The sequence below is a fragment of the Pseudalkalibacillus hwajinpoensis genome (assembly GCF_039851965.1).
Classification (GTDB): Bacteria; Bacillota; Bacilli; order Bacillales; family Guptibacillaceae; genus Guptibacillus; species Guptibacillus hwajinpoensis_E.
Map to the genome: position 1 here is coordinate 1733808 of NZ_CP156674.1, position 19108 is coordinate 1752915.

Below are 19108 nucleotides of genomic sequence, written 5' to 3' on the forward strand. Positions count from 1 at the left end.
TTAAAATATTATCTTATTTTCAAAGTCCTAAGTCTATTGAGTACAGCTGCCATCTCAGTTCTTCTAATACGCGCTACATCTCCTGGATGCTGGTTTGGAAAAACAGAAAATGAGCCAATACCTTCTTCATTCATTTTTCTTTCAATGATATCCAGAAGCTCAGGAATCGTTTGCTCACCAAGCTTGTTTTTGCTTTCTAGATAATAAAGCACATCTGTTGCAAGCCTCGTCTGGCTAGCATCTACCAGCTGTTCTACCTGAAGTAGCGAAATATCTGTCTGGCCATAGAGGATGTGATGCTTTCCTTTCGCTGAAACCTTGGACCTTTTCCCTTTTTGGCTGTTCAAGCTTCTTCTTTCAGGAATTCTTCTTCTCAATTCACCAAAGCGTTCTCCGCCTTCTCGCTTTCTTGTTCGAGCAGGTTGTTCTGATATGCGCTTTGCTTCTTCCGTAACATTATAAGGAAGGTAATTTTCCATAAGGATGACGTTATCAGCTACTTCAAAATAATCGCCAGATCCACCCATTACAAGAACTGTGGAAGTATTGTGTTCTGTATAAAGCTGTCTCACCCGATCAATGAATGGGGTAATCGGCTCCTTCTCCTTTGCGACAAGTTGTTGCATACGATAATCACGAATCATAAAATTTGTAGCACTTGTATCTTCATCAATAAGCAGCGTCTCAGCCCCTGCTTCAATTGCTTCAATGATATTTGCAGCCTGGGAAGTACTTCCACTTGCATTTTCTGAAGTAAATGAACGAGTATCCTTGCCATAGGGGAGGTTTTGTATAAAGGGGGAAATATCTACCCCTGTTACTTTTCTACCATCTTCAGAACGAATTTTCATAGCACGCTCATTCGCTACAACAAACTCTCGGCCATCTCCCGCGATATGATTATACACGCCGTGTTCCATCGCATGCAAAAGGGTACTTTTACCATGATAGCCTCCGCCAACAATCAACGTAATCCCTTCCTTTATCGCCATGCCTTCTAAAGGTTCATCACGATGGGGAATCGGTAAAGCTATTTCCATCGAGGCTGGCGACTGAAATGGGATCACCTTACTCGTTAGAGGCCGATCGCTAATGCCACTCTCACGCGGAAGTATTGCATCGTTTGCCACAAAAGCTACGTATCCGTTCTCAACCAGGTACTCCCGGATTGCCTGCTGTTGATCAGCCAGGTGTAGTGCTTTCGTTACGGTTTGTGCTTTTAATGAAAATAAGGACTTATCTAATATCTCAGGCAATTGGTGAAGCAACATTTGTTCAGCTTGCTTCCCGAGGACTCGCCTTCCCTGTGCAGGTAAACCAAGTGACAAACAAACGGTAATGGTCTCCTCTGAAATCGTCACAGCTGATCGCTCAATCACTTTTTGGCCCGGTACATCGATGTGGATGAGGCCACTCTTTCCAGTGCCCTTAGAACGTCCACTGTGTCCATGAATAGCGTCATCCACTTTTCTCGCTATCTCATCTTCCGTTCGAATTCTTCTCACTGCTGTGTGGAACCATTCTTCATCTACAATTGTTTGCAGACGTGGTATAACCACTCTAAGTCTTGAAGGGCTTGCGAAAGGGTCACCTTGAACGTAATCAATAGACAGCGTGAACTTCGGGAAACGATAACTTCCCCTAATATCTTTATATGCTTTGTAACCTTTACCATCAATTTTCTGCAGTAGCTCTTTCAGTTTCTTCATCTGAGGCGAGCCTCCTTTTAAGCTTCAGTATGGTGAATGTGATAAAATGGACGGAAAATGAACCGTTTGGAGGAAAAAGAAATGACAAAAGTAATCCTCTCTCCATCCATCACAACTGAGATTCCGGAATTCAAAATTGGATATGCTACTTATCATAATATCGTGGTTGAAAATTCACCGCAAATGGTTCGCGGCCGGTTTCAATTTTATCAGGAAACGATGATGATGGACCTTGAAGAAGTAAACTTAAGCGTTTATCCAGCGGTCACAGAATGGCGTTCCGTCTTTAAGAAGTTCGGAACTGATCCTGCTCACTACCGCCCATCATCAGAGGCTTTATTACGTCGATTAAAAAAAGGTGAAGTGTTGCCTCCCATCCATTCTGCTGCTGATATTAACAACCTTCTATCTCTTCAGTATAAAATTCCAATCGGTATATATGATCTGGATGAGATAGAAGGCAGTATTACCATTAAAGTAGGTAATGAATCAACTTCCTATGAGGGATTGAACGGGCGCAATATGATATTTACCAACAAGCTACTTTCCGCGGATGCTCGAGGTCCGTTCGGCAGTCCGATTGTCGATTCGAAACGAACGGCTGTAACTGAAACGACAAAAAATGCTATTCAGATTTTCTATATTCAACCTTCTCTCCCAGTCAACGAAGCTCAGAAACTAATCAAGTCTTCTGCAGAAATGTTCAATCAGATTCATGGAGGTCAATACAACTACGATGTTTCCACAAAAATAAATGCATAATAAAAAACGCAACGCTTCGTTAATCATAACGAAACACTGCGTTGGGTAAATGGTGATAATTCGAGGAATTTCTACATCCCTCGCTGATGTAGATAGAATAACACATAATCCTCTTAACAAACAATAGATATTTATAAATTCTTCATAACTTGCTTACATTTTATTAATATCATACTGATCAATAAATTGATTCCATGATTGACCTTTCCACAAACCCCACTCTATAATCAAGGAGACAAGTAGAAAGGAGTATACTTATGGAACCATTCTCTACACCATTTTTTGAAGAGAACTTTCGTCAGTACATACAGAAGAATAGAGACGTTTTCTCCAAACTTGAAGCCATGAACAGCTATTACCGATCTGTTGTCTCTTCGATGATATATGACAACTTAAATAAGAACTCTGAGATTGTTCGCCGCATACGAAATTTAGATGCTGCCTATAAAGCAATCAAACAAGAAAATACAGACGCTTAAGAAGAATGCTCTCTTGTAAAAAGAGAGCATTTCTCGTTATTTTACATCGATATCGCAGGAATCAGCCGAGCATGCTTCTGCATCTCCACCAACAACATCAAGGTTCTTGCTTTCTCCCCCATGCCTTTACTAGTGCCTGTTCAAACACTTCCGAGGGTTGTGCACCTGATACCGCGTACTTTTCATCAAATACAAAGAATGGAACGCCTTGAATGCCAAGTTGACTACCCATCGATTCATCCTAACGTACTTCTTTTTTAAACTCTTCTGTACTTAGCATTCGTTTGATATCTAGAGCCTCAAGACTCAAGACCAAGCTCTTCACCAAGTGCTGCAAGTGTTTCATAATCACCTATGTTTCTCGATTCTGTGAAAAAGGCATAGAAAAGTCGTTCCGACATCTCATTCATTATGTCTGATTGGAGAAGTCTATTAAAGAGAAAATGTAAGTGGAAAGCAAAACAAATAAAAAAAGACCTCAACGAGAACGTTGAAGTCTTGATATGATGTATGTAATGGTACCGGTGGTCGGGTTCGAACCGACACTCCTCTCGGAACACGATTTTGAGTCGTGCGCGTCTGCCAATTCCGCCACACCGGCAAAGTACCATATTCAATTCAGGCAGAAAAATTAGTGGTGCCGGAGGCCGGGCTCGAACCGGCACGGAGGTACACCCTCCGCAGGATTTTAAGTCCTGTGCGTCTGCCAATTCCGCCACTCCGGCAGGACTTTTAAAAAAAATATTATATTTGGAGGCGGCACCCGGATTTGAACCGGGGCGTAAGGGTTTTGCAGACCCGTGCCTTACCACTTGGCTATGCCGCCTTAAAATATGGAGCGGAAGACGGGATTCGAACCCGCGACCCCCACCTTGGCAAGGTGATGTTCTACCACTGAACTACTTCCGCAACAAAATGGCTGGGCTAGCTGGATTCGAACCAGCGCATGACGGAATCAAAATCCGTTGCCTTACCGCTTGGCTATAGCCCAAAAATGGGGCGGCTGATGGGAATTGAACCCACGAATGCCGGAATCACAATCCGGTGCGTTAACCACTTCGCCACAACCGCCACAAAATCTGATTTTAGTTAAATTGGCAGGGGTAGTAGGACTCGAACCCACACCGGAGGTTTTGGAGACCTCTGTTCTACCTTTAAACTATACCCCTATCAAAATGGTGGAGGGGGACGGATTCGAACCGCCGAACCCTGAGGGAGCGGATTTACAGTCCGCCGCGTTTAGCCACTTCGCTACCCCTCCAAATTGACAATTACCATTGTAATACACATCGTATGATAGCGCAATGGAAATTGATCCCTTTCCGAAAAAATGGTGCCGGCCAGAGGACTTGAACCCCCAACCTACTGATTACAAGTCAGTTGCTCTACCAATTGAGCTAGACCGGCAACATGGTGGCTCCGGACGGAATCGAACCGCCGACACGAGGATTTTCAGTCCTCTGCTCTACCGACTGAGCTACAGAGCCATGTTTATGATTAATAAATTCATCATAGAAAATTATTCGATGTAAATGAATTTTATTGGTTGCGGGGGCAGGATTTGAACCTGCGACCTTTGGGTTATGAGCCCAACGAGCTACCGAACTGCTCCACCCCGCGACAATATGAATGATTTCATGCTGTACCTGCTTCAATATGCAGTGTACTGTTTCTTACTCTACAAGGTTATGCTACGATGTGTATCCGACGAAACAACTCGATGTTGTTTCATTGATGTATCGCTCGTTGCTCCACCCCGCGACAATTTATGAAAATGAAAATGGCGGTCCCGACGGGAATCGAACCCGCGATCTCCTGCGTGACAGGCAGGCATGTTAACCGCTACACCACGGGACCTTAGAAAATGGTGGAGGATGACGGGCTCGAACCGCCGACCCTCTGCTTGTAAGGCAGATGCTCTCCCAGCTGAGCTAATCCTCCACAGAGTAAATATTATATGTGAATAAAATTGGTGACCCGTACGGGATTCGAACCCGTGATACCGCCGTGAAAGGGCGGTGTCTTAACCGCTTGACCAACGGGCCAGTTCTATTATGTAGGGTGGTGGCGGAGAGCGAGGGATTCGAACCCTCGAGACGGCTTTGACCGCCTACACGATTTCCAATCGTGCTCCTTCGGCCACTCGGACAGCTCTCCATGGCTCCACAGGTAGGATTCGAACCTACGACCGATCGGTTAACAGCCGATAGCTCTACCACTGAGCTACTGTGGAATAATTTTAGCCTGGCAACGTCCTACTCTTGCAGGGGGAGATCCCCCAACTACCATCGGCGCTGAAGAGCTTAACTTCCGTGTTCGGCATGGGAACGGGTGTGACCTCTTCGCCATCATTACCAGACTTATGACTGACTTCCACTATGTAGTGATTAGCCAGAGACAAAATATATCATACTATATTTAGCCTTTGTTATCAAGAGAATTTTTTATTCCCTGAAAACTAGATAGCACGTACAACGTTTTCCAATAATCTTTTCTGCGCTGTCCAGTTCCGCAGGCTACATTTTTGCCCATTTCGCTCTTTCACTTCAGGCGAAAAACGCCTTACGTTCAAGATCTCCAATGGTCTACGAATGTGACCAAGCCTGCTTCGCTTTTCGTTGTCCAGCTACGTAAGCCAAATCCTCGATGGTTTCACCTTTTTCGCCTGACGACGCATAAAGCGCGTCTGACTCAAAAGCTTCCAACGCTTATCGGATGTAAACGGCTTACTTCGCTTTTCGTTTTTAGGTTAAGCCCTCGATCGATTAGTATTCGTCAGCTCCACGTGTTGCCACGCTTCCACCCCGAACCTATCTACCTCATCATCTCTAAGGGATCTTACCAGCTTCATGCTGTGGGAAATCTCATCTCGAGGGGGGCTTCATGCTTAGATGCTTTCAGCACTTATCCCTTCCACACGTAGCTACCCAGCTATGCTCCTGGCGGAACAACTGGTACACCAGCGGTGTGTCCATCCCGGTCCTCTCGTACTAAGGACAGCTCCTCTCAAATTTCCTGCGCCCGCGACGGATAGGGACCGAACTGTCTCACGACGTTCTGAACCCAGCTCGCGTACCGCTTTAATGGGCGAACAGCCCAACCCTTGGGACCTACTTCAGCCCCAGGATGCGATGAGCCGACATCGAGGTGCCAAACCTCCCCGTCGATGTGGACTCTTGGGGGAGATAAGCCTGTTATCCCCAGGGTAGCTTTTATCCGTTGAGCGATGGCCCTTCCATGCGGAACCACCGGATCACTAAGCCCGACTTTCGTCCCTGCTCGACTTGTAGGTCTCGCAGTCAAGCTCCCTTGTGCCTTTACACTCTGCGAATGATTTCCAACCATTCTGAGGGAACCTTTGGGCGCCTCCGTTACACTTTAGGAGGCGACCGCCCCAGTCAAACTGCCCACCTGACACTGTCTCCGCACCGGATCACGGTGCTGGGTTAGAATGTCAGTACAGCCAGGGTAGTATCCCACCGACGCCTCCATCGAACCTGGCGGTCCGACTTCTATGGCTCCTACCTATCCTGTACAAGCTGTACCAAAATCCAATATCAGGCTACAGTAAAGCTCCATGGGGTCTTTCCGTCCTGTCGCGGGTAACCTGCATCTTCACAGGTACTATAATTTCACCGGGTCTCTCGTTGAGACAGTATCCAAGTCGTTGCACCTTTCGTGCGGGTCGGAACTTACCCGACAAGGAATTTCGCTACCTTAGGACCGTTATAGTTACGGCCGCCGTTTACTGGGGCTTCGATTCAGAGCTTCTCCCGTAAGGGATAACCCCTCCTCTTAACCTTCCAGCACCGGGCAGGTGTCAGCCCCTATACTTCGCCTTACGGCTTTGCAGAGACCTGTGTTTTTGCTAAACAGTCGCTTGGATCTTTTCACTGCGGCTCCCCTGGGCTATTCACCCGAGGAAGCACCCCTTCTCCCGAAGTTACGGGGTCATTTTGCCGAGTTCCTTAACGAGAGTTCTCCCGATCGTCTTAGGATTCTCTCCTCGCCTACCTGTGTCGGTTTGCGGTACGGGCACCTCTTTCCTCACTAGAGGCTTTTCTTGGCAGTGTAGAATCAGGGACTTCGGTACTTAATTTCCCTCGCCATCACGACTCAGCCTTCACGGTGAACGGATTTGCCTATTCACCAGCCTAATCGCTTGGACGCGCATTTCCAACAGCGCGCTCTCCCTATCTTCCTGCGTCCCCCCGTCGTTCAAACGGAAAGGAGGTGGTACAGGAATATCAACCTGTTATCCATCGCCTACGCCTTTCGGCCTCGGCTTAGGTCCCGACTAACCCTGAGCGGACGAGCCTTCCTCAGGAAACCTTGGGCTTTCGACGGACAAGATTCTCACTTGTCTTTCGCTACTCATACCGGCATTCTCACTTCTAAGCGCTCCACCAGTCCTTTCGGTCTGACTTCACAGCCCTTAGAACGCTCTCCTACCATTGTCGTAAGACAATCCACAGCTTCGGTGATACGTTTAGCCCCGGTACATTTTCGGCGCAGCGTCACTCGACCAGTGAGCTATTACGCACTCTTTAAATGATGGCTGCTTCTAAGCCAACATCCTGGTTGTCTAAGCAACGCCACATCCTTTTCCACTTAACGTATACTTTGGGACCTTAGCTGGTGGTCTGGGCTGTTTCCCTCTCGACTACGGATCTTATCACTCGCAGTCTGACTCCCGCGGATAAATCGTTGGCATTCGGAGTTTGACTGGATTCGGTAATCCGGTAAGGACCCCTAGTCCAATCAGTGCTCTACCTCCAAGATTCTTGCCGCGAGGCTAGCCCTAAAGCTATTTCGGAGAGAACCAGCTATCTCCGGGTTCGATTGGCATTTCACCGCTACCCACACCTCATCCCCGCATTTTTCAACATGCGTGGGTTCGGGCCTCCATTCAGTGTTACCTGAACTTCACCCTGGACATGGGTAGATCACCCGGTTTCGGGTCTACAACCACGTACTCTGTCGCCCTATTCAGACTCGCTTTCGCTGCGGCTCCGCCTTATCAGCTTAACCTTGCACGGGATCGTAACTCGCCGGTTCATTCTACAAAAGGCACGCTGTCACCCATTAACGGGCTCCAACTAGTTGTAGGCACACGGTTTCAGGTTCTCTTTCACTCCCCTTCCGGGGTGCTTTTCACCTTTCCCTCACGGTACTGGTTCACTATCGGTCACTAGAGAGTATTTAGCCTTGGGAGATGGTCCTCCCAGATTCCGACGGGGTTTCACGTGTCCCGCCGTACTCAGGATCCGTCTCGGAGGGCAGCGGATTTTGACTACAGGATTGTTACCTTCTGTGATGGACCTTTCCAGGTCGCTTCGTCTATCCGTGCCTTTGTAACTCCAAAGAGACGTCCTACAACCCCAGAGGGCAAGCCCTCTGGTTTGGGCTGATTCCGTTTCGCTCGCCGCTACTCAGGAAATCGCATTTGCTTTCTCTTCCTCCGGGTAATGAGATGTTTCAGTTCCCCGGGTCTGCCTTCCATTCCCTATGTATTCAGAAATGGATACCATCCCATTACGGATGGTGGGTTCCCCCATTCGGAAATCTCCGGATCAAAGCGTACTTACAGCTCCCCGAAGCATATCGGTGTTCGTCCCGTCCTTCTTAGGCTTCTAGTGCCAAGGCATCCACCGTGCGCCCTTAGTAGCTTAACCTTAGACTACATTAGTCGCTTAACGCTTCTAACTTCGTCGATGCACATCGTTAGATGTGACTAACTACTAAAGATTTAACGCAAAAAAATAATAATTATTGGATGTCGTTGTTTATGCTATCTAGTTTTCAAGGAACAAGGCTATCACTCGAATCGGCATTGCTGCTTCTTCGACTAGCCTGTTTTGAAAGAAGTAAATCATTCTTTCAAAACTAAACGAAACGCTCATGTAAGGTTGGTAACCAATGTTACCTCGTAATTCTCCATAGAAAGGAGGTGATCCAGCCGCACCTTCCGATACGGCTACCTTGTTACGACTTCACCCCAATCATTTGTCCCACCTTCGGCGGCTGGCTCCATAAAGGTTACCCCACCGACTTCGGGTGTTACAAACTCTCGTGGTGTGACGGGCGGTGTGTACAAGGCCCGGGAACGTATTCACCGCGGCATGCTGATCCGCGATTACTAGCAATTCCGGCTTCATGCAGGCGAGTTGCAGCCTGCAATCCGAACTGAGAACGGCTTTATGGGATTCGCTTCACCTCGCGGTGTTGCTGCCCTTTGTACCGTCCATTGTAGCACGTGTGTAGCCCAGGTCATAAGGGGCATGATGATTTGACGTCATCCCCACCTTCCTCCGGTTTGTCACCGGCAGTCACCTTAGAGTGCCCAACTGAATGCTGGCAACTAAGATCAAGGGTTGCGCTCGTTGCGGGACTTAACCCAACATCTCACGACACGAGCTGACGACAACCATGCACCACCTGTCACTCTGTCCCCCGAAGGGGAACGTCCTGTCTCCAGGATTGTCAGAGGATGTCAAGACCTGGTAAGGTTCTTCGCGTTGCTTCGAATTAAACCACATGCTCCACTGCTTGTGCGGGCCCCCGTCAATTCCTTTGAGTTTCAACCTTGCGGTCGTACTCCCCAGGCGGAGTGCTTAATGTGTTAACTTCAGCACTGAGGGTGGAACCCCCCAACACCTAGCACTCATCGTTTACGGCGTGGACTACCAGGGTATCTAATCCTGTTTGCTCCCCACGCTTTCGCGCCTCAGCGTCAGTTACAGACCAGAGAGCCGCCTTCGCCACTGGTGTTCCTCCACATATCTACGCATTTCACCGCTACACGTGGAATTCCACTCTCCTCTTCTGCACTCAAGTCCCCCAGTTTCCAATGACCCTCCACGGTTGAGCCGTGGGCTTTCACATCAGACTTAAAGGACCGCCTGCGCGCGCTTTACGCCCAATAATTCCGGACAACGCTTGCCACCTACGTATTACCGCGGCTGCTGGCACGTAGTTAGCCGTGGCTTTCTGGTTAGGTACCGTCAAGGTACCGCCCTATTCGAACGGTACTTGTTCTTCCCTAACAACAGAGCTTTACGACCCGAAGGCCTTCGTCACTCACGCGGCGTTGCTCCGTCAGACTTTCGTCCATTGCGGAAGATTCCCTACTGCTGCCTCCCGTAGGAGTCTGGGCCGTGTCTCAGTCCCAGTGTGGCCGATCACCCTCTCAGGTCGGCTACGCATCGTCGCCTTGGTAAGCCATTACCTTACCAACTAGCTAATGCGCCGCGGGCCCATCCTGCAGTGTTAGCCAGAGGCCAACTTTCAACATCACACCATGCGGTGCGATGTATTACCCGGTATTAGCTCCGGTTTCCCGGAGTTATCCCAGTCTGCAGGGCAGGTTGCCCACGTGTTACTCACCCGTCCGCCGCTAAGATTTAGGAGCAAGCTCCCAAATCTTCGCTCGACTTGCATGTATTAGGCACGCCGCCAGCGTTCGTCCTGAGCCAGGATCAAACTCTCCGATAGAAAGCTTAATCTAGCTTTTAAAACAATATTTGTTTCCGTAGAAACAACTACTTACATGGCGTTTCGTTCAGTTTTCAAAGATCGATTTGTTTCTTTCAACGTCGTTAACAGCGACTTTATTAATTTACCACATCAACTCGTTCGGTGTCAATAACATTATTGATTCTATTTTGCTGCCACGTTATTCCTTCGCGGCGACAAGTAATAATATACCACGGAGAAAAAATGGGGTCAATACTTTTTTAATATTTTTTCTCCGCATTATTAATTATTTAGACAGCCCTGTATTGACGAATGAAAATACCGCTCCCTTTTGTCTCACTCATATGGACCTGTATCAAATCTTTTTCAATCATATATTCAAGAAGAGCCCCAAGGTCTATCCCATATTCATTTAGCTGTTCATCTTCCATTAATTCCTGATAACTCCATACACCTTCACGCTCTTTCATTACATTTCGAATATGCGAGGTTGCATTTACGGACTTAGATGAGAGGGAAAAATCGTTAGCTAGAAGAAGTAATTCCAATCGCTTATCAAGTGGATCTTCACCTGAAAGTAGTTCTGTATACAGTTTGAAAATTTCAGGTTCTATATGTTTCACCTGATTCCAAACCGTAATCTCTGGATGAAAACCATGTTCAATCACCGATAAGCGAGCTAGATGATGAAGAGCGTGGAGAATAAAATTGTAGGCGTCCATGTACTGTTTGGACGCAAATAATTCTTTCCCATCGGTATATCTGCGAATAAGCCTTGCGAATTCCACGCCAATCTTACGTGTGCGTTCTTCAAAAGGGAACTCGCGTATCCGCTCTTTTAGCCCTGCTATGTATTCATTGCGATCAAAAATGATTTTTCCATTTACAAGCCATGCTACCAGGCGACGATGACTGCCTGAAATCAACCACTCATTTACTTGCTCCTCTGAGACTACGTGCATAGCAGCCTTCTTACCTTCAAACTCATAGTGCTTAACAAACCACGGCTTTTCATTATCACTTACAATGATTAATAAAACAACATCAAAATTATCCGTTAGTGGATGAAACGGTTTTGTCTTTTCTATCACTAGAACACCAAGAGTGCCTGGGTGACTCGCTCTCTCCTGGTAAATCGGTCTCAATAGGTTTTCCATCATTCTATCCTCCAGAAGTACATATACTTTTCATGCCGTGTTCAGTACTCAGGTACTCAATCGATCCATTTTCCTCTATATCCCTAAGTATTCAACAGACAATATTATAAATCCTGTAACAAATTAAGCAATCCCAAATTTGATCTTTTTAAATTCTGAATTACGGAACCCTCTCAAGATAGTACCTAATCAAGACGTTAAGTTGAAGTATAAACTTAATTGATGATTCAATTCCCCCCCTAACTATCAGTGATATAATGAAAAATCCAGCTTTGGGAAATCACATTATATCGTCAAGAAAGGAAAGTGCTTCCACAATACTCATGTGCTATACTTGTTTTCAGGAGGGACTCGTCATGCAATTAAAGTATACTAACAAGATTAATAAAATTCGTACGTTCGCACTGAGCCTTGTGTTTATCGGGATCGCGATTATGTATATAGGTATATTCTTCAAAACGTCCGTTTTCCTTATGACTGCATTTATGCTAATTGGTTTTCTTGCTACGATTGCCAGTGCAGTCGTTTATTTCTGGATTGGCATGCTTTCCACCAAAGCTATTCAGGTAACATGTCCAAACTGTGACAAACCGACGAAAGTTCTGGGACGTGTTGACGCATGTATGCATTGCAGACAACCATTAACAATGGACCCTGACCTGGATGGAAAAGACTTCGATGAAAAATACAACATCAAAAAGATTCAAAAGAAAAGTTGATAATAAGAAAGAAGGCTTCCACCGTTAACGATGGAAGCCTTCTTTCTTATTATCTAGTGCTTTTCTTTCTGACAACCGGGGCACGTTCCGTAAATTTCCATTCTGTGATCGCCAACCCGGAAACCAGTTACCTGTTCAGCAAGCGTTTCTACCTCATCCAATCCAGGATAATGAAAGTCTACAATCTTACCACAATCATCACAAATAATATGATAATGATCAGTTGTCACACAATCAAACCGGCTTGAAGCATCTCCGTACGTTAATTCTTTTACAAGTCCAATTTCCTTAAATACTCTTAGGTTATTATAAACAGTGGCTACACTCATATTAGGAAATTTTCCTTCAAGAGATTTATATATTTCATCTGCTGTAGGATGGGCCATGGACTGGATTAAATGCTCCAGAATGGCATGACGCTGCGGGGTAATACGCACTCCCGAATTTTTCATTGCATCAATTGCTTCATGCAGTTTTTCTTCAGCCATCGTCATGCACCTCGCTTTCAACAAGCATTCTTACTTTGTAATGTTTATAATTAGTGTACATGGTAAAGGGGTATTCTGTCAATCCTAGCCTGCTTATAGAACTGATTACTACTTTTCACTCTGGTGCAGTACAGATTCCTTTTCACCCATGTGATAGTTAATGAATCTGGCTGCTACAAACAAAAAGTCTGAAAGACGATTCAAGAAAGAAAGAACAAGTGGATTTGTGTCGTTAGCCATCGTTGTACTTCGTTCCGCCCGACGAACGATCGTACGAGCTACATGAAGACCAGCTCCTGCCGGGTGACCTCCTGGCAGAATAAAATTCCGCAGTGGCTCTAACTGTTTATCCCATGCATCAATTTGCTTTTCCATTTCATTAATATGCGCTTCTTCAATGGACCATCCTACTTTTTTCCCCTTAGGCGTCGCAAGTTCAGCGCCTACATGGAAAAGCCATGTTTGTATTTTATGAAAAATATGCTCCCATTCTTCTTTTCCATCGAAATGTGCTGCTGCCACGTAGCTTAGAGCAAGTCCAATTTGCGAGTTTGCTTCATCACAAGTTCCGTATGCTTCAACGCGAATATCATTTTTAGGTACTCGTTCCCCGTAAATCAGTGATGTTTCACCTTTATCTCCTGTTTTCGTATAAATCTTCACTTCTAATACCCCCTATCAGGATCAATAACATTTTTCATTTCACCACTGTCACTTTGAAATTCTTTTAAGTTATATTCAAAGATCTCAATTGCCCTAGGTTGGTAGCCACTTGAAATGGCTGAGTGATGTGGCGTTACAGTCACATTCTCCATCTCCCAGAAAGGATGAGATGGAGCAAGCGGCTCATTTTTGAACACATCTAGAACAGCATGTTTGAGTCTGTTTTGCCTGAGAGCATCTATTAGATCCTCCTCATCTACAGTATCTCCTCTCCCAATGTTAATGAATACGGAAGATTCCTTCATTGCCTCAAAATGTTCCTTCTTAAAGTAGTTTTTCGTTTCTTTCGTGCTTGGCAGTACCCCAACTACGTAATCACACAGTGGTAGCATCGAAAGAATGTCTTTATTCTCATAAATAGCGTTAAAATGTTCTGCTTTATGACCGGATCGATTCACTCCAAGTGTTTTCATCCGGAATGCCCTGGCCACACGTGCGATTTCACTGCCAATCGCACCTGTACCAATAATCCCGATTGTTTTCCCGGTGATTTCTTGCATCGGTAGTTTTTTATCCCAGACTTTTGCTGATTCATTTAATATCATTTGCTTAGTATTTCTTGCTTCCTGAAGCATCACAGAAATGGTGTACTCTGCCATTGGGATACTGTGTATGCCTCGTGCATTTGTAATAAGGATGTTTCTTTCTTTAATTGCCTCTAACGGCATCCTTTCAAGTCCTGCAGAAAGGACCATAATCCATTTCAGCTGCGATGCTTTTTGAATCAAAGCCTGGGTTAAGTCTTCTCCATATGTAAGAAGAATCTCCGCTTCAGGTAAATAAGTTTCCGCTTCCTTCATTGAAGAGAGGAACTGAAACGTGATGTCAGGATAGGTTTTTATTAGATGCTCTTTAATAGCTGTACGTAGTTTTCCTGATGATATAACCTTCATAATTTCACCTCTTTTTGTTAATGTGTAACTGCTTCTTCAAGTATAGCTGAATTCCCTTTATGCCATAAGTGAAAACCCATTCAATTGCAAAAGAGCCAGCAGGAAGATTCCGCTGACTCTCGACTTATTAAAATTTAATTTGGACTTTTTTATCTTCAGTTGTAGGGACCTTGACATAGAGAGTGCTGTCTTTATTATCAAAGAAATAAGACTCACTTGTTGCTTTCACATCTTCAATACTATTGACCTCTTTATACTTACTTTTTGCTGCCTGTACTTTCTTAGGCTTTGTTTGATCATGGAGCTTTAAAGTATAAGAAGAAAGATCTGTGTCGTTTTTCTGTACTTTTTGCTCACGAGTAAACTCGATTTTCTTGTTTTTCTTTTCAATCTTGAAGTTCGTTACGTTATATTCGCCGTCTTTATAATCTTCAGTTGCACCATCATCTTCGTAGAACGAATATGTCGCTTCATCATCAAGATACGTATCAAGAATTAAGTTTTCAAGTGGTAGTTCGCCTGTGTACTGTTGCACTTCACGTGTAGGAACAATTGAATCCTGTTTCACAAATAGTGGCATTGTACCAAGATCTGCCTCACGAGAAATGGTTTGTCCACCTTCAAACTCTTCCCCAGTCCAGAAATCTACCCACGATGCATTTTCAGGAAGGTATACTTCACGTTTCGTTACACCCTCTTCCACCACAGGTGCCGCCATTAGTGATTCACCAAACATAAATTGATCATTAATATCATACGTTTTTTCATCTTCCTGGAACTGATACACAAATTGTATCAATTGGAATTTCTTTTCACGGTATGTTTCTGCTACACATTCAATATCTTCTTCAATACTGCCATTTACTTTGATGGAGACCAAGTGTCCATTTAGCAGGTTTCGGCATTTTACCAGTAAGTTCAGTGTAGCGATCAAGTACATCCTGAATTTCAGGACCGTACATCATATAATATGTAAGTTCTCCGCCATCAGCATAAAAGTAGTAGTCGTCGTCGCTTTCACTCGCCATTTCAAAATAAGTTCGGTATGTATTATCAAAGAATATGCCATATGCTTTTTCATATTTTAATCCAATAAAGAAAGGAATAGAAGTGTATAAGTACTTTGTATCTTTACCGTAAGCATACGCATCTGTATTGAACATTCCAATGCTTTCGCCACGTTTGTTAAACTCTCCTGATTGCTCTCCGAAGCCGTAGAAGTTTTCATCTTCTTCCGTTTTCTTAAAGACGTAAGGCTTATCATCTGCATAACCAGAACCATAATTCATGGCATCTTCATTGATGACATTTCCTTCTTTATCAAGCATCTTAACGCCGAATAGTGCTTTGTTCACCATCACAGTAATTTCATCTGTTTTTAGGGTTTTTGTGCCATTCTCTTCTTTTACCTCAAAGTCCGGAACTTCCCAATCTTAGCGATACCAGGAGAATAGCTTTCTTCCTGACCACTTTCGAGAATAGAAACCTTGACAAGACCTTCTGCAAATAATCGAGTCGTTGCTTTCTGACCTTGATCAAGCGTCCCCATGATACCATTATCTAGTTTTCTACAGACTGTACTTTAAGCATTTTCTTTGCTTCCGGTTTATTCAATGGCTCATCCGGATGCGGTTGAGTTACAGCGAGCGCCTGAGGGGCAACAACAGCTGTGATAACCATCGAAAATGCAAGTGCTGAAGAAAGAATTGTTTTCTTGAATGTCATTTTCACATTCTCACCTCTACTTCGATTACATTTAATGGAAGGGTTATCAAAAGGAAATGTAAAATGAACAAAAGTACCCCTTTTTGTATTTACTTTCTTAATTCCTATAATTACGTAACCCTTTTGTAATAATCCGCGTCTTTTTTGTGATGTTTATTCTTATGCTTTTTATAGTACAAAAAAAAGAGCGCATGTGGCGCTCAGAACTGAAGATATGATCTACTTATACTATATGTATAAAGGTTCCTTACGTATAGTCGGATGCCCTATAGACAATCTTCTTAAGAAAGATTTTCTTTTATATAATTTAATGCAGATTCAACATGGTCTTTAACACGAACTTTACGCCATTCTTTTACGAGGTTTCCTTGCCGATCAATAACAAACGTAGAGCGGACGATCCCCATATATTCTTTGCCGAAATTTTTCTTTAGCTGCCATACATCATAAGCTTCTGCAACAACATGGTCTTCGTCTGCAAGAAGAAGGAACGGCAGGTCGTATTTATCGATAAACTTCTTGTGCTTTTCAACACGATCTGGACTCACTCCTATAATAACTGTATCAAGTTCTTCAAATCCTTCAATGTGATCGCGAAAATCACATGCTTCTGTCGTACAGCCAGGAGTCATGTCTTTTGGATAGAAATAGAGAACAATGTTTTTCCCCTTATAATCAGACAGGGATACACTTTCTCCAGTACTGGCTTCTAATTTAAAGTCAGGTGCTTTTTGACCAACTTCAATGCTCATTATAACGCCTCCTTTAGTATCTTCTAAAATAAGCGTAACCAAATTCGGAAAAACTTACAACTTTGAGCTGCTTCGATAATCTACTATTGTCGTGACAAAAAAAGCTGCGGGCATTAAATAACCAATCAATGCCTCCAAAATGGCAATCCATCTTCCAATCCCGATTGGTGTTAGGTCACCATAACCAACGGAGAGCAGAGTAACAGCACTAAAATAAAGGACAGACTGAATTTTGACGAGTGGCGTTAATGAAAGATCAGATAGATTCACCGCTCCCTCCTGAAGAACCGGGATATCAATCATAACGAGACATAAATAAATACTCCCAAAGGCTACAATCATCGTTAGATATACAATAAATAGAAGAAACATTTTATATACTGAAAGTAAACTCCCTGGTACCCTCGTCCTTTTCATAAGGGAAATCATACTTTCCCATACGCCAATCACAGCAATAATAATAAAAGCTACGATCATAATAAACATCAAAACCACCTCATCCTACTAATATGAGGTGGTCTGATAAAATAGGACGGTCTTAGGAAGAAGCTAGAACGGAATAAACAACCATCCACTCTTCGTTTGTTCCTGCGCTTCGATTGAAGTCTTCTATACAGGTAATCAGTTCATGCTGTTAAACTGATCTATTTAGATGTTACTCTCAATCCGAAGTAGCTTCTAAAAAGAAGATCCCACTCTGGGACTGTTAAAAGCCCAGTGCTCCTTGCCATAAAAAAGCTCTGAGAAACGCTGGAAGTTTCTTTACTCGATCTTGTGTAGTTCTTTCATAAAAAAAGTCCAGAGGCGAGCTTTAATATGTACCCTTTGTAAAGGACAGTTTAAAAAAAGTCTAAGCAGCTTGTGAAAGATGATCTCTGTATTGTACAGGGGTCATCTTTTTTCGATTCCATTGATATCTATGGTGGTTATAGTAGATCATGTATTGTTTGATTTCCTTGTGAACATCTTCTAATGTTAGGCATGCCTTAAAATAGGTTTCGTCTTTCAAGTGTCCAAAGAATGACTCGATTGGGGCATTGTCCCAACAGTTTCCTCTTCTAGACATTGATTGACGGAACCCAAGTCTTTTTACCATCCTTTGATATTCGGGATGAGTATAGTGAGTTCCTTGATCTGAGTGAATGAGCGCATCCTTATGTTTCTTGAATTTTCTATTCTTCTTAAGTTTTTGGAGTGTATCTGTAGCTAAGTCCATGGTTATCCGGTCTGAGACATGATAGGCGAGAGCCTCTCCACTGGCCCCATCCAATATCATTGATAAATAAGCTCTAGAATTTCTCCCAAAGCTCAAATAGGTGATGTCTGTTAATAGGACTTTCCCGGGCTCTCCTTGGTTGAATTGACGCTCTAATAAGTTAGGGGCCACTGAGTGTTCCTGGGTAGCTTTCATTAAACGTCTGTAAGGATTTGCTTTCCTAATAGGGCAGACAATATTATATTTTTTCATGATTCGTCGTATTCTTTTCAAGTTATAAATAATCTTAAATTTGCCTGCCAAGGTCATTTTTATTTGGCGTGCACCTTTTTTGCGTCGTTTATATCGGTATGCATTTAAAATGATCTCTTTTACTTCTTCATCCCTAGCTTCTCTGTGTTTTCTGCGTTCTTGTGCCTTAAGAGAAAAGTAATTATAATATCCACTTTTAGAAACTCCAGCTACTCCACAAAGGTATCTCACCATGTTTTTCAGCTGATATTTCTCAATCACGGAACGGATAAGAATAAACTTTTGGCTTGGCGAGAGGACTACTTCTTTAGCCCCCTTTCCGCAAAACGAATCTTTTTTAAGAGTTCATTTTCAGCCTTAAGTAAGTTGATTTGTGCTTCCAGTCGAGCGTTCTTTTCATCAAGGGACATATCTCTTTCTCTAGGTCTCCCAGAATGGCCTTTCCTTGTGTCATTTAGCCCGATAACGCCATTCTTTTTATAAGCTGCACTCCACCTTTTACTTGCGGCTTGAATACGTGTCATTCCGATAATATTCGTATCAAATCCACACTCTTCAAAGATCTGCCTTGAGAACTTTCCTTTTTCCTTCTCAGCTATAAATATCCGTTTGAATTCATCCGTATACGTGATTGCCTTTGTGCTGAGCACTTTCACATAAGGATTAGTGGATAATTGTTTAATTTCTTTCTCTGTAAATGTCTTTTTACTCATGATGTTTTCCCCAGTCTATACAAAGTTGTCTATGTTTCATTATA

The 19108-nt window shown here is 43.9% G+C and carries 14 protein-coding genes, 16 tRNA genes, 3 rRNA genes and 1 pseudogene; 3 read left to right on the forward strand and 31 right to left on the reverse strand.

Annotated elements, in window-relative coordinates; translation table 11 throughout:
- Positions 1–8 precede the first annotated feature (8 nt).
- Entirely contained in the window at positions 9–1709 is a 1701-nt protein-coding gene (locus ABFG93_RS08915) for an ABC-ATPase domain-containing protein (RefSeq protein WP_347552444.1), read from the reverse strand.
- Between the two features lie 81 nt (positions 1710–1790).
- On the opposite strand from ABFG93_RS08915, the gene ABFG93_RS08920 reads away from it, so the two are divergent.
- Positions 1791–2471, forward strand: a complete 681-nt coding sequence (locus ABFG93_RS08920; RefSeq protein ID WP_347552445.1) for a B3/B4 domain-containing protein — start codon at positions 1791–1793, stop codon at positions 2469–2471.
- A 257-nt stretch (positions 2472–2728) separates the two neighbouring features.
- A complete protein-coding gene (gene yvfG, locus ABFG93_RS08925) occupies positions 2729–2950 on the forward strand; it encodes a protein YvfG (protein WP_347552446.1) in 222 nt (73 codons plus the stop codon).
- Between the two features lie 97 nt (positions 2951–3047).
- Here the strand turns inward: yvfG and ABFG93_RS08930 are convergent, their stop codons facing one another.
- The 21 genes from ABFG93_RS08930 to ABFG93_RS09030 form a co-directional block, all read right to left on the reverse strand.
- The gene (locus ABFG93_RS08930; RefSeq protein ID WP_347552447.1) at positions 3048–3182 is read right to left on the reverse strand and encodes a DsbA family oxidoreductase; all 135 of its coding nucleotides are present in this window, start codon (positions 3180–3182) and stop codon (positions 3048–3050) included.
- Between the two features lie 284 nt (positions 3183–3466).
- Positions 3467–3551, reverse strand: a tRNA-Leu gene (locus ABFG93_RS08935).
- Positions 3552–3585: 34 nt separating this feature from the next.
- Positions 3586–3675, reverse strand: a tRNA-Leu gene (locus tag ABFG93_RS08940).
- 26 nt (positions 3676–3701) lie between these two features.
- A tRNA-Cys gene (locus ABFG93_RS08945) sits at positions 3702–3776 on the reverse strand.
- Positions 3777–3784: 8 nt separating this feature from the next.
- A tRNA-Gly gene (locus ABFG93_RS08950) sits at positions 3785–3859 on the reverse strand.
- Between the two features lie 7 nt (positions 3860–3866).
- Positions 3867–3941 (reverse strand) — tRNA-Gln (locus tag ABFG93_RS08955).
- A 4-nt stretch (positions 3942–3945) separates the two neighbouring features.
- A tRNA-His gene (locus tag ABFG93_RS08960) sits at positions 3946–4021 on the reverse strand.
- A gap of 24 nt (positions 4022–4045) precedes the next feature.
- A tRNA-Trp gene (locus ABFG93_RS08965) sits at positions 4046–4119 on the reverse strand.
- 7 nt (positions 4120–4126) lie between these two features.
- Positions 4127–4211: transfer RNA gene (locus tag ABFG93_RS08970), tRNA-Tyr, on the reverse strand.
- 70 nt (positions 4212–4281) lie between these two features.
- Positions 4282–4357, reverse strand: a tRNA-Thr gene (locus ABFG93_RS08975).
- Between the two features lie 4 nt (positions 4358–4361).
- Positions 4362–4437 (reverse strand) — tRNA-Phe (locus ABFG93_RS08980).
- Positions 4438–4493: 56 nt separating this feature from the next.
- Positions 4494–4570: transfer RNA gene (locus tag ABFG93_RS08985), tRNA-Met, on the reverse strand.
- Between the two features lie 161 nt (positions 4571–4731).
- Positions 4732–4807, reverse strand: a tRNA-Asp gene (locus tag ABFG93_RS08990).
- An 8-nt stretch (positions 4808–4815) separates the two neighbouring features.
- Positions 4816–4891, reverse strand: a tRNA-Val gene (locus ABFG93_RS08995).
- A 29-nt stretch (positions 4892–4920) separates the two neighbouring features.
- Positions 4921–4995, reverse strand: a tRNA-Glu gene (locus ABFG93_RS09000).
- A 20-nt stretch (positions 4996–5015) separates the two neighbouring features.
- A tRNA-Ser gene (locus ABFG93_RS09005) sits at positions 5016–5107 on the reverse strand.
- Between the two features lies 1 nt (position 5108).
- Positions 5109–5183: transfer RNA gene (locus ABFG93_RS09010), tRNA-Asn, on the reverse strand.
- Between the two features lie 9 nt (positions 5184–5192).
- Positions 5193–5309 (reverse strand): 5S ribosomal RNA (gene rrf, locus ABFG93_RS09015).
- A gap of 386 nt (positions 5310–5695) precedes the next feature.
- Positions 5696–8625 (reverse strand): 23S ribosomal RNA (locus ABFG93_RS09020).
- Positions 8626–8893: 268 nt separating this feature from the next.
- Positions 8894–10444 (reverse strand): 16S ribosomal RNA (locus tag ABFG93_RS09025).
- The 16S, 23S and 5S rRNA genes sit together here with 16 tRNA genes alongside, the layout of an rRNA operon.
- 272 nt (positions 10445–10716) lie before the next feature.
- Positions 10717–11583: a nucleotidyltransferase-like protein gene (locus ABFG93_RS09030; RefSeq protein WP_347552798.1), complete on the reverse strand. Its 867-nt coding sequence runs from the start codon at positions 11581–11583 to the stop codon at positions 10717–10719.
- Between the two features lie 356 nt (positions 11584–11939).
- Between ABFG93_RS09030 and ABFG93_RS09035 the strand changes: the two genes are divergently transcribed.
- Positions 11940–12302 carry a YgzB family protein gene (locus tag ABFG93_RS09035; protein WP_347552448.1) on the forward strand — a complete coding sequence of 121 codons (363 nt, stop codon included), beginning with the start codon at positions 11940–11942 and terminating at the stop codon, positions 12300–12302.
- Between the two features lie 53 nt (positions 12303–12355).
- On the opposite strand, the gene perR is transcribed toward ABFG93_RS09035, so the two are convergent.
- From perR to ABFG93_RS09080, 9 genes and pseudogenes are all read right to left on the reverse strand, one after another.
- Entirely contained in the window at positions 12356–12790 is a 435-nt protein-coding gene (perR, locus tag ABFG93_RS09040; RefSeq protein WP_347552449.1) for a peroxide-responsive transcriptional repressor PerR, read from the reverse strand.
- Between the two features lie 108 nt (positions 12791–12898).
- Positions 12899–13453, reverse strand: a complete 555-nt coding sequence (locus tag ABFG93_RS09045; RefSeq protein WP_347552450.1) for a cob(I)yrinic acid a,c-diamide adenosyltransferase — start codon at positions 13451–13453, stop codon at positions 12899–12901.
- 2 nt (positions 13454–13455) lie between these two features.
- Entirely contained in the window at positions 13456–14406 is a 951-nt protein-coding gene (locus ABFG93_RS09050; RefSeq protein ID WP_347552451.1) for a D-2-hydroxyacid dehydrogenase, read from the reverse strand.
- A 127-nt stretch (positions 14407–14533) separates the two neighbouring features.
- Positions 14534–15286: a DUF5110 domain-containing protein gene (locus ABFG93_RS09055; protein ID WP_347552452.1), complete on the reverse strand. Its 753-nt coding sequence runs from the start codon at positions 15284–15286 to the stop codon at positions 14534–14536.
- Positions 15255–15776, reverse strand: a pseudogene (locus ABFG93_RS09060) (alpha-glucosidase); the annotation flags it as partial. The pseudogene ABFG93_RS09060 and the gene ABFG93_RS09055, both read right to left, overlap by 32 nt.
- A gap of 190 nt (positions 15777–15966) precedes the next feature.
- Complete coding sequence (locus ABFG93_RS09065; protein WP_347552453.1) at positions 15967–16137, reverse strand: hypothetical protein; 171 nt, start codon at positions 16135–16137, stop codon at positions 15967–15969.
- A 275-nt stretch (positions 16138–16412) separates the two neighbouring features.
- Entirely contained in the window at positions 16413–16883 is a 471-nt protein-coding gene (gene bcp, locus ABFG93_RS09070) for a thioredoxin-dependent thiol peroxidase (protein ID WP_347552454.1), read from the reverse strand.
- Positions 16884–16937: 54 nt separating this feature from the next.
- Entirely contained in the window at positions 16938–17369 is a 432-nt protein-coding gene (locus ABFG93_RS09075) for an ion channel (protein WP_347552455.1), read from the reverse strand.
- A gap of 364 nt (positions 17370–17733) precedes the next feature.
- A protein-coding gene (locus ABFG93_RS09080; protein ID WP_431522057.1) for an IS3 family transposase occupies positions 17734–19064 on the reverse strand; the annotation gives its coding sequence in 2 pieces (ribosomal slippage) (positions 17734–18683 and positions 18683–19064; 1332 coding nt in all).
- Positions 19065–19108 lie beyond the last annotated feature (44 nt).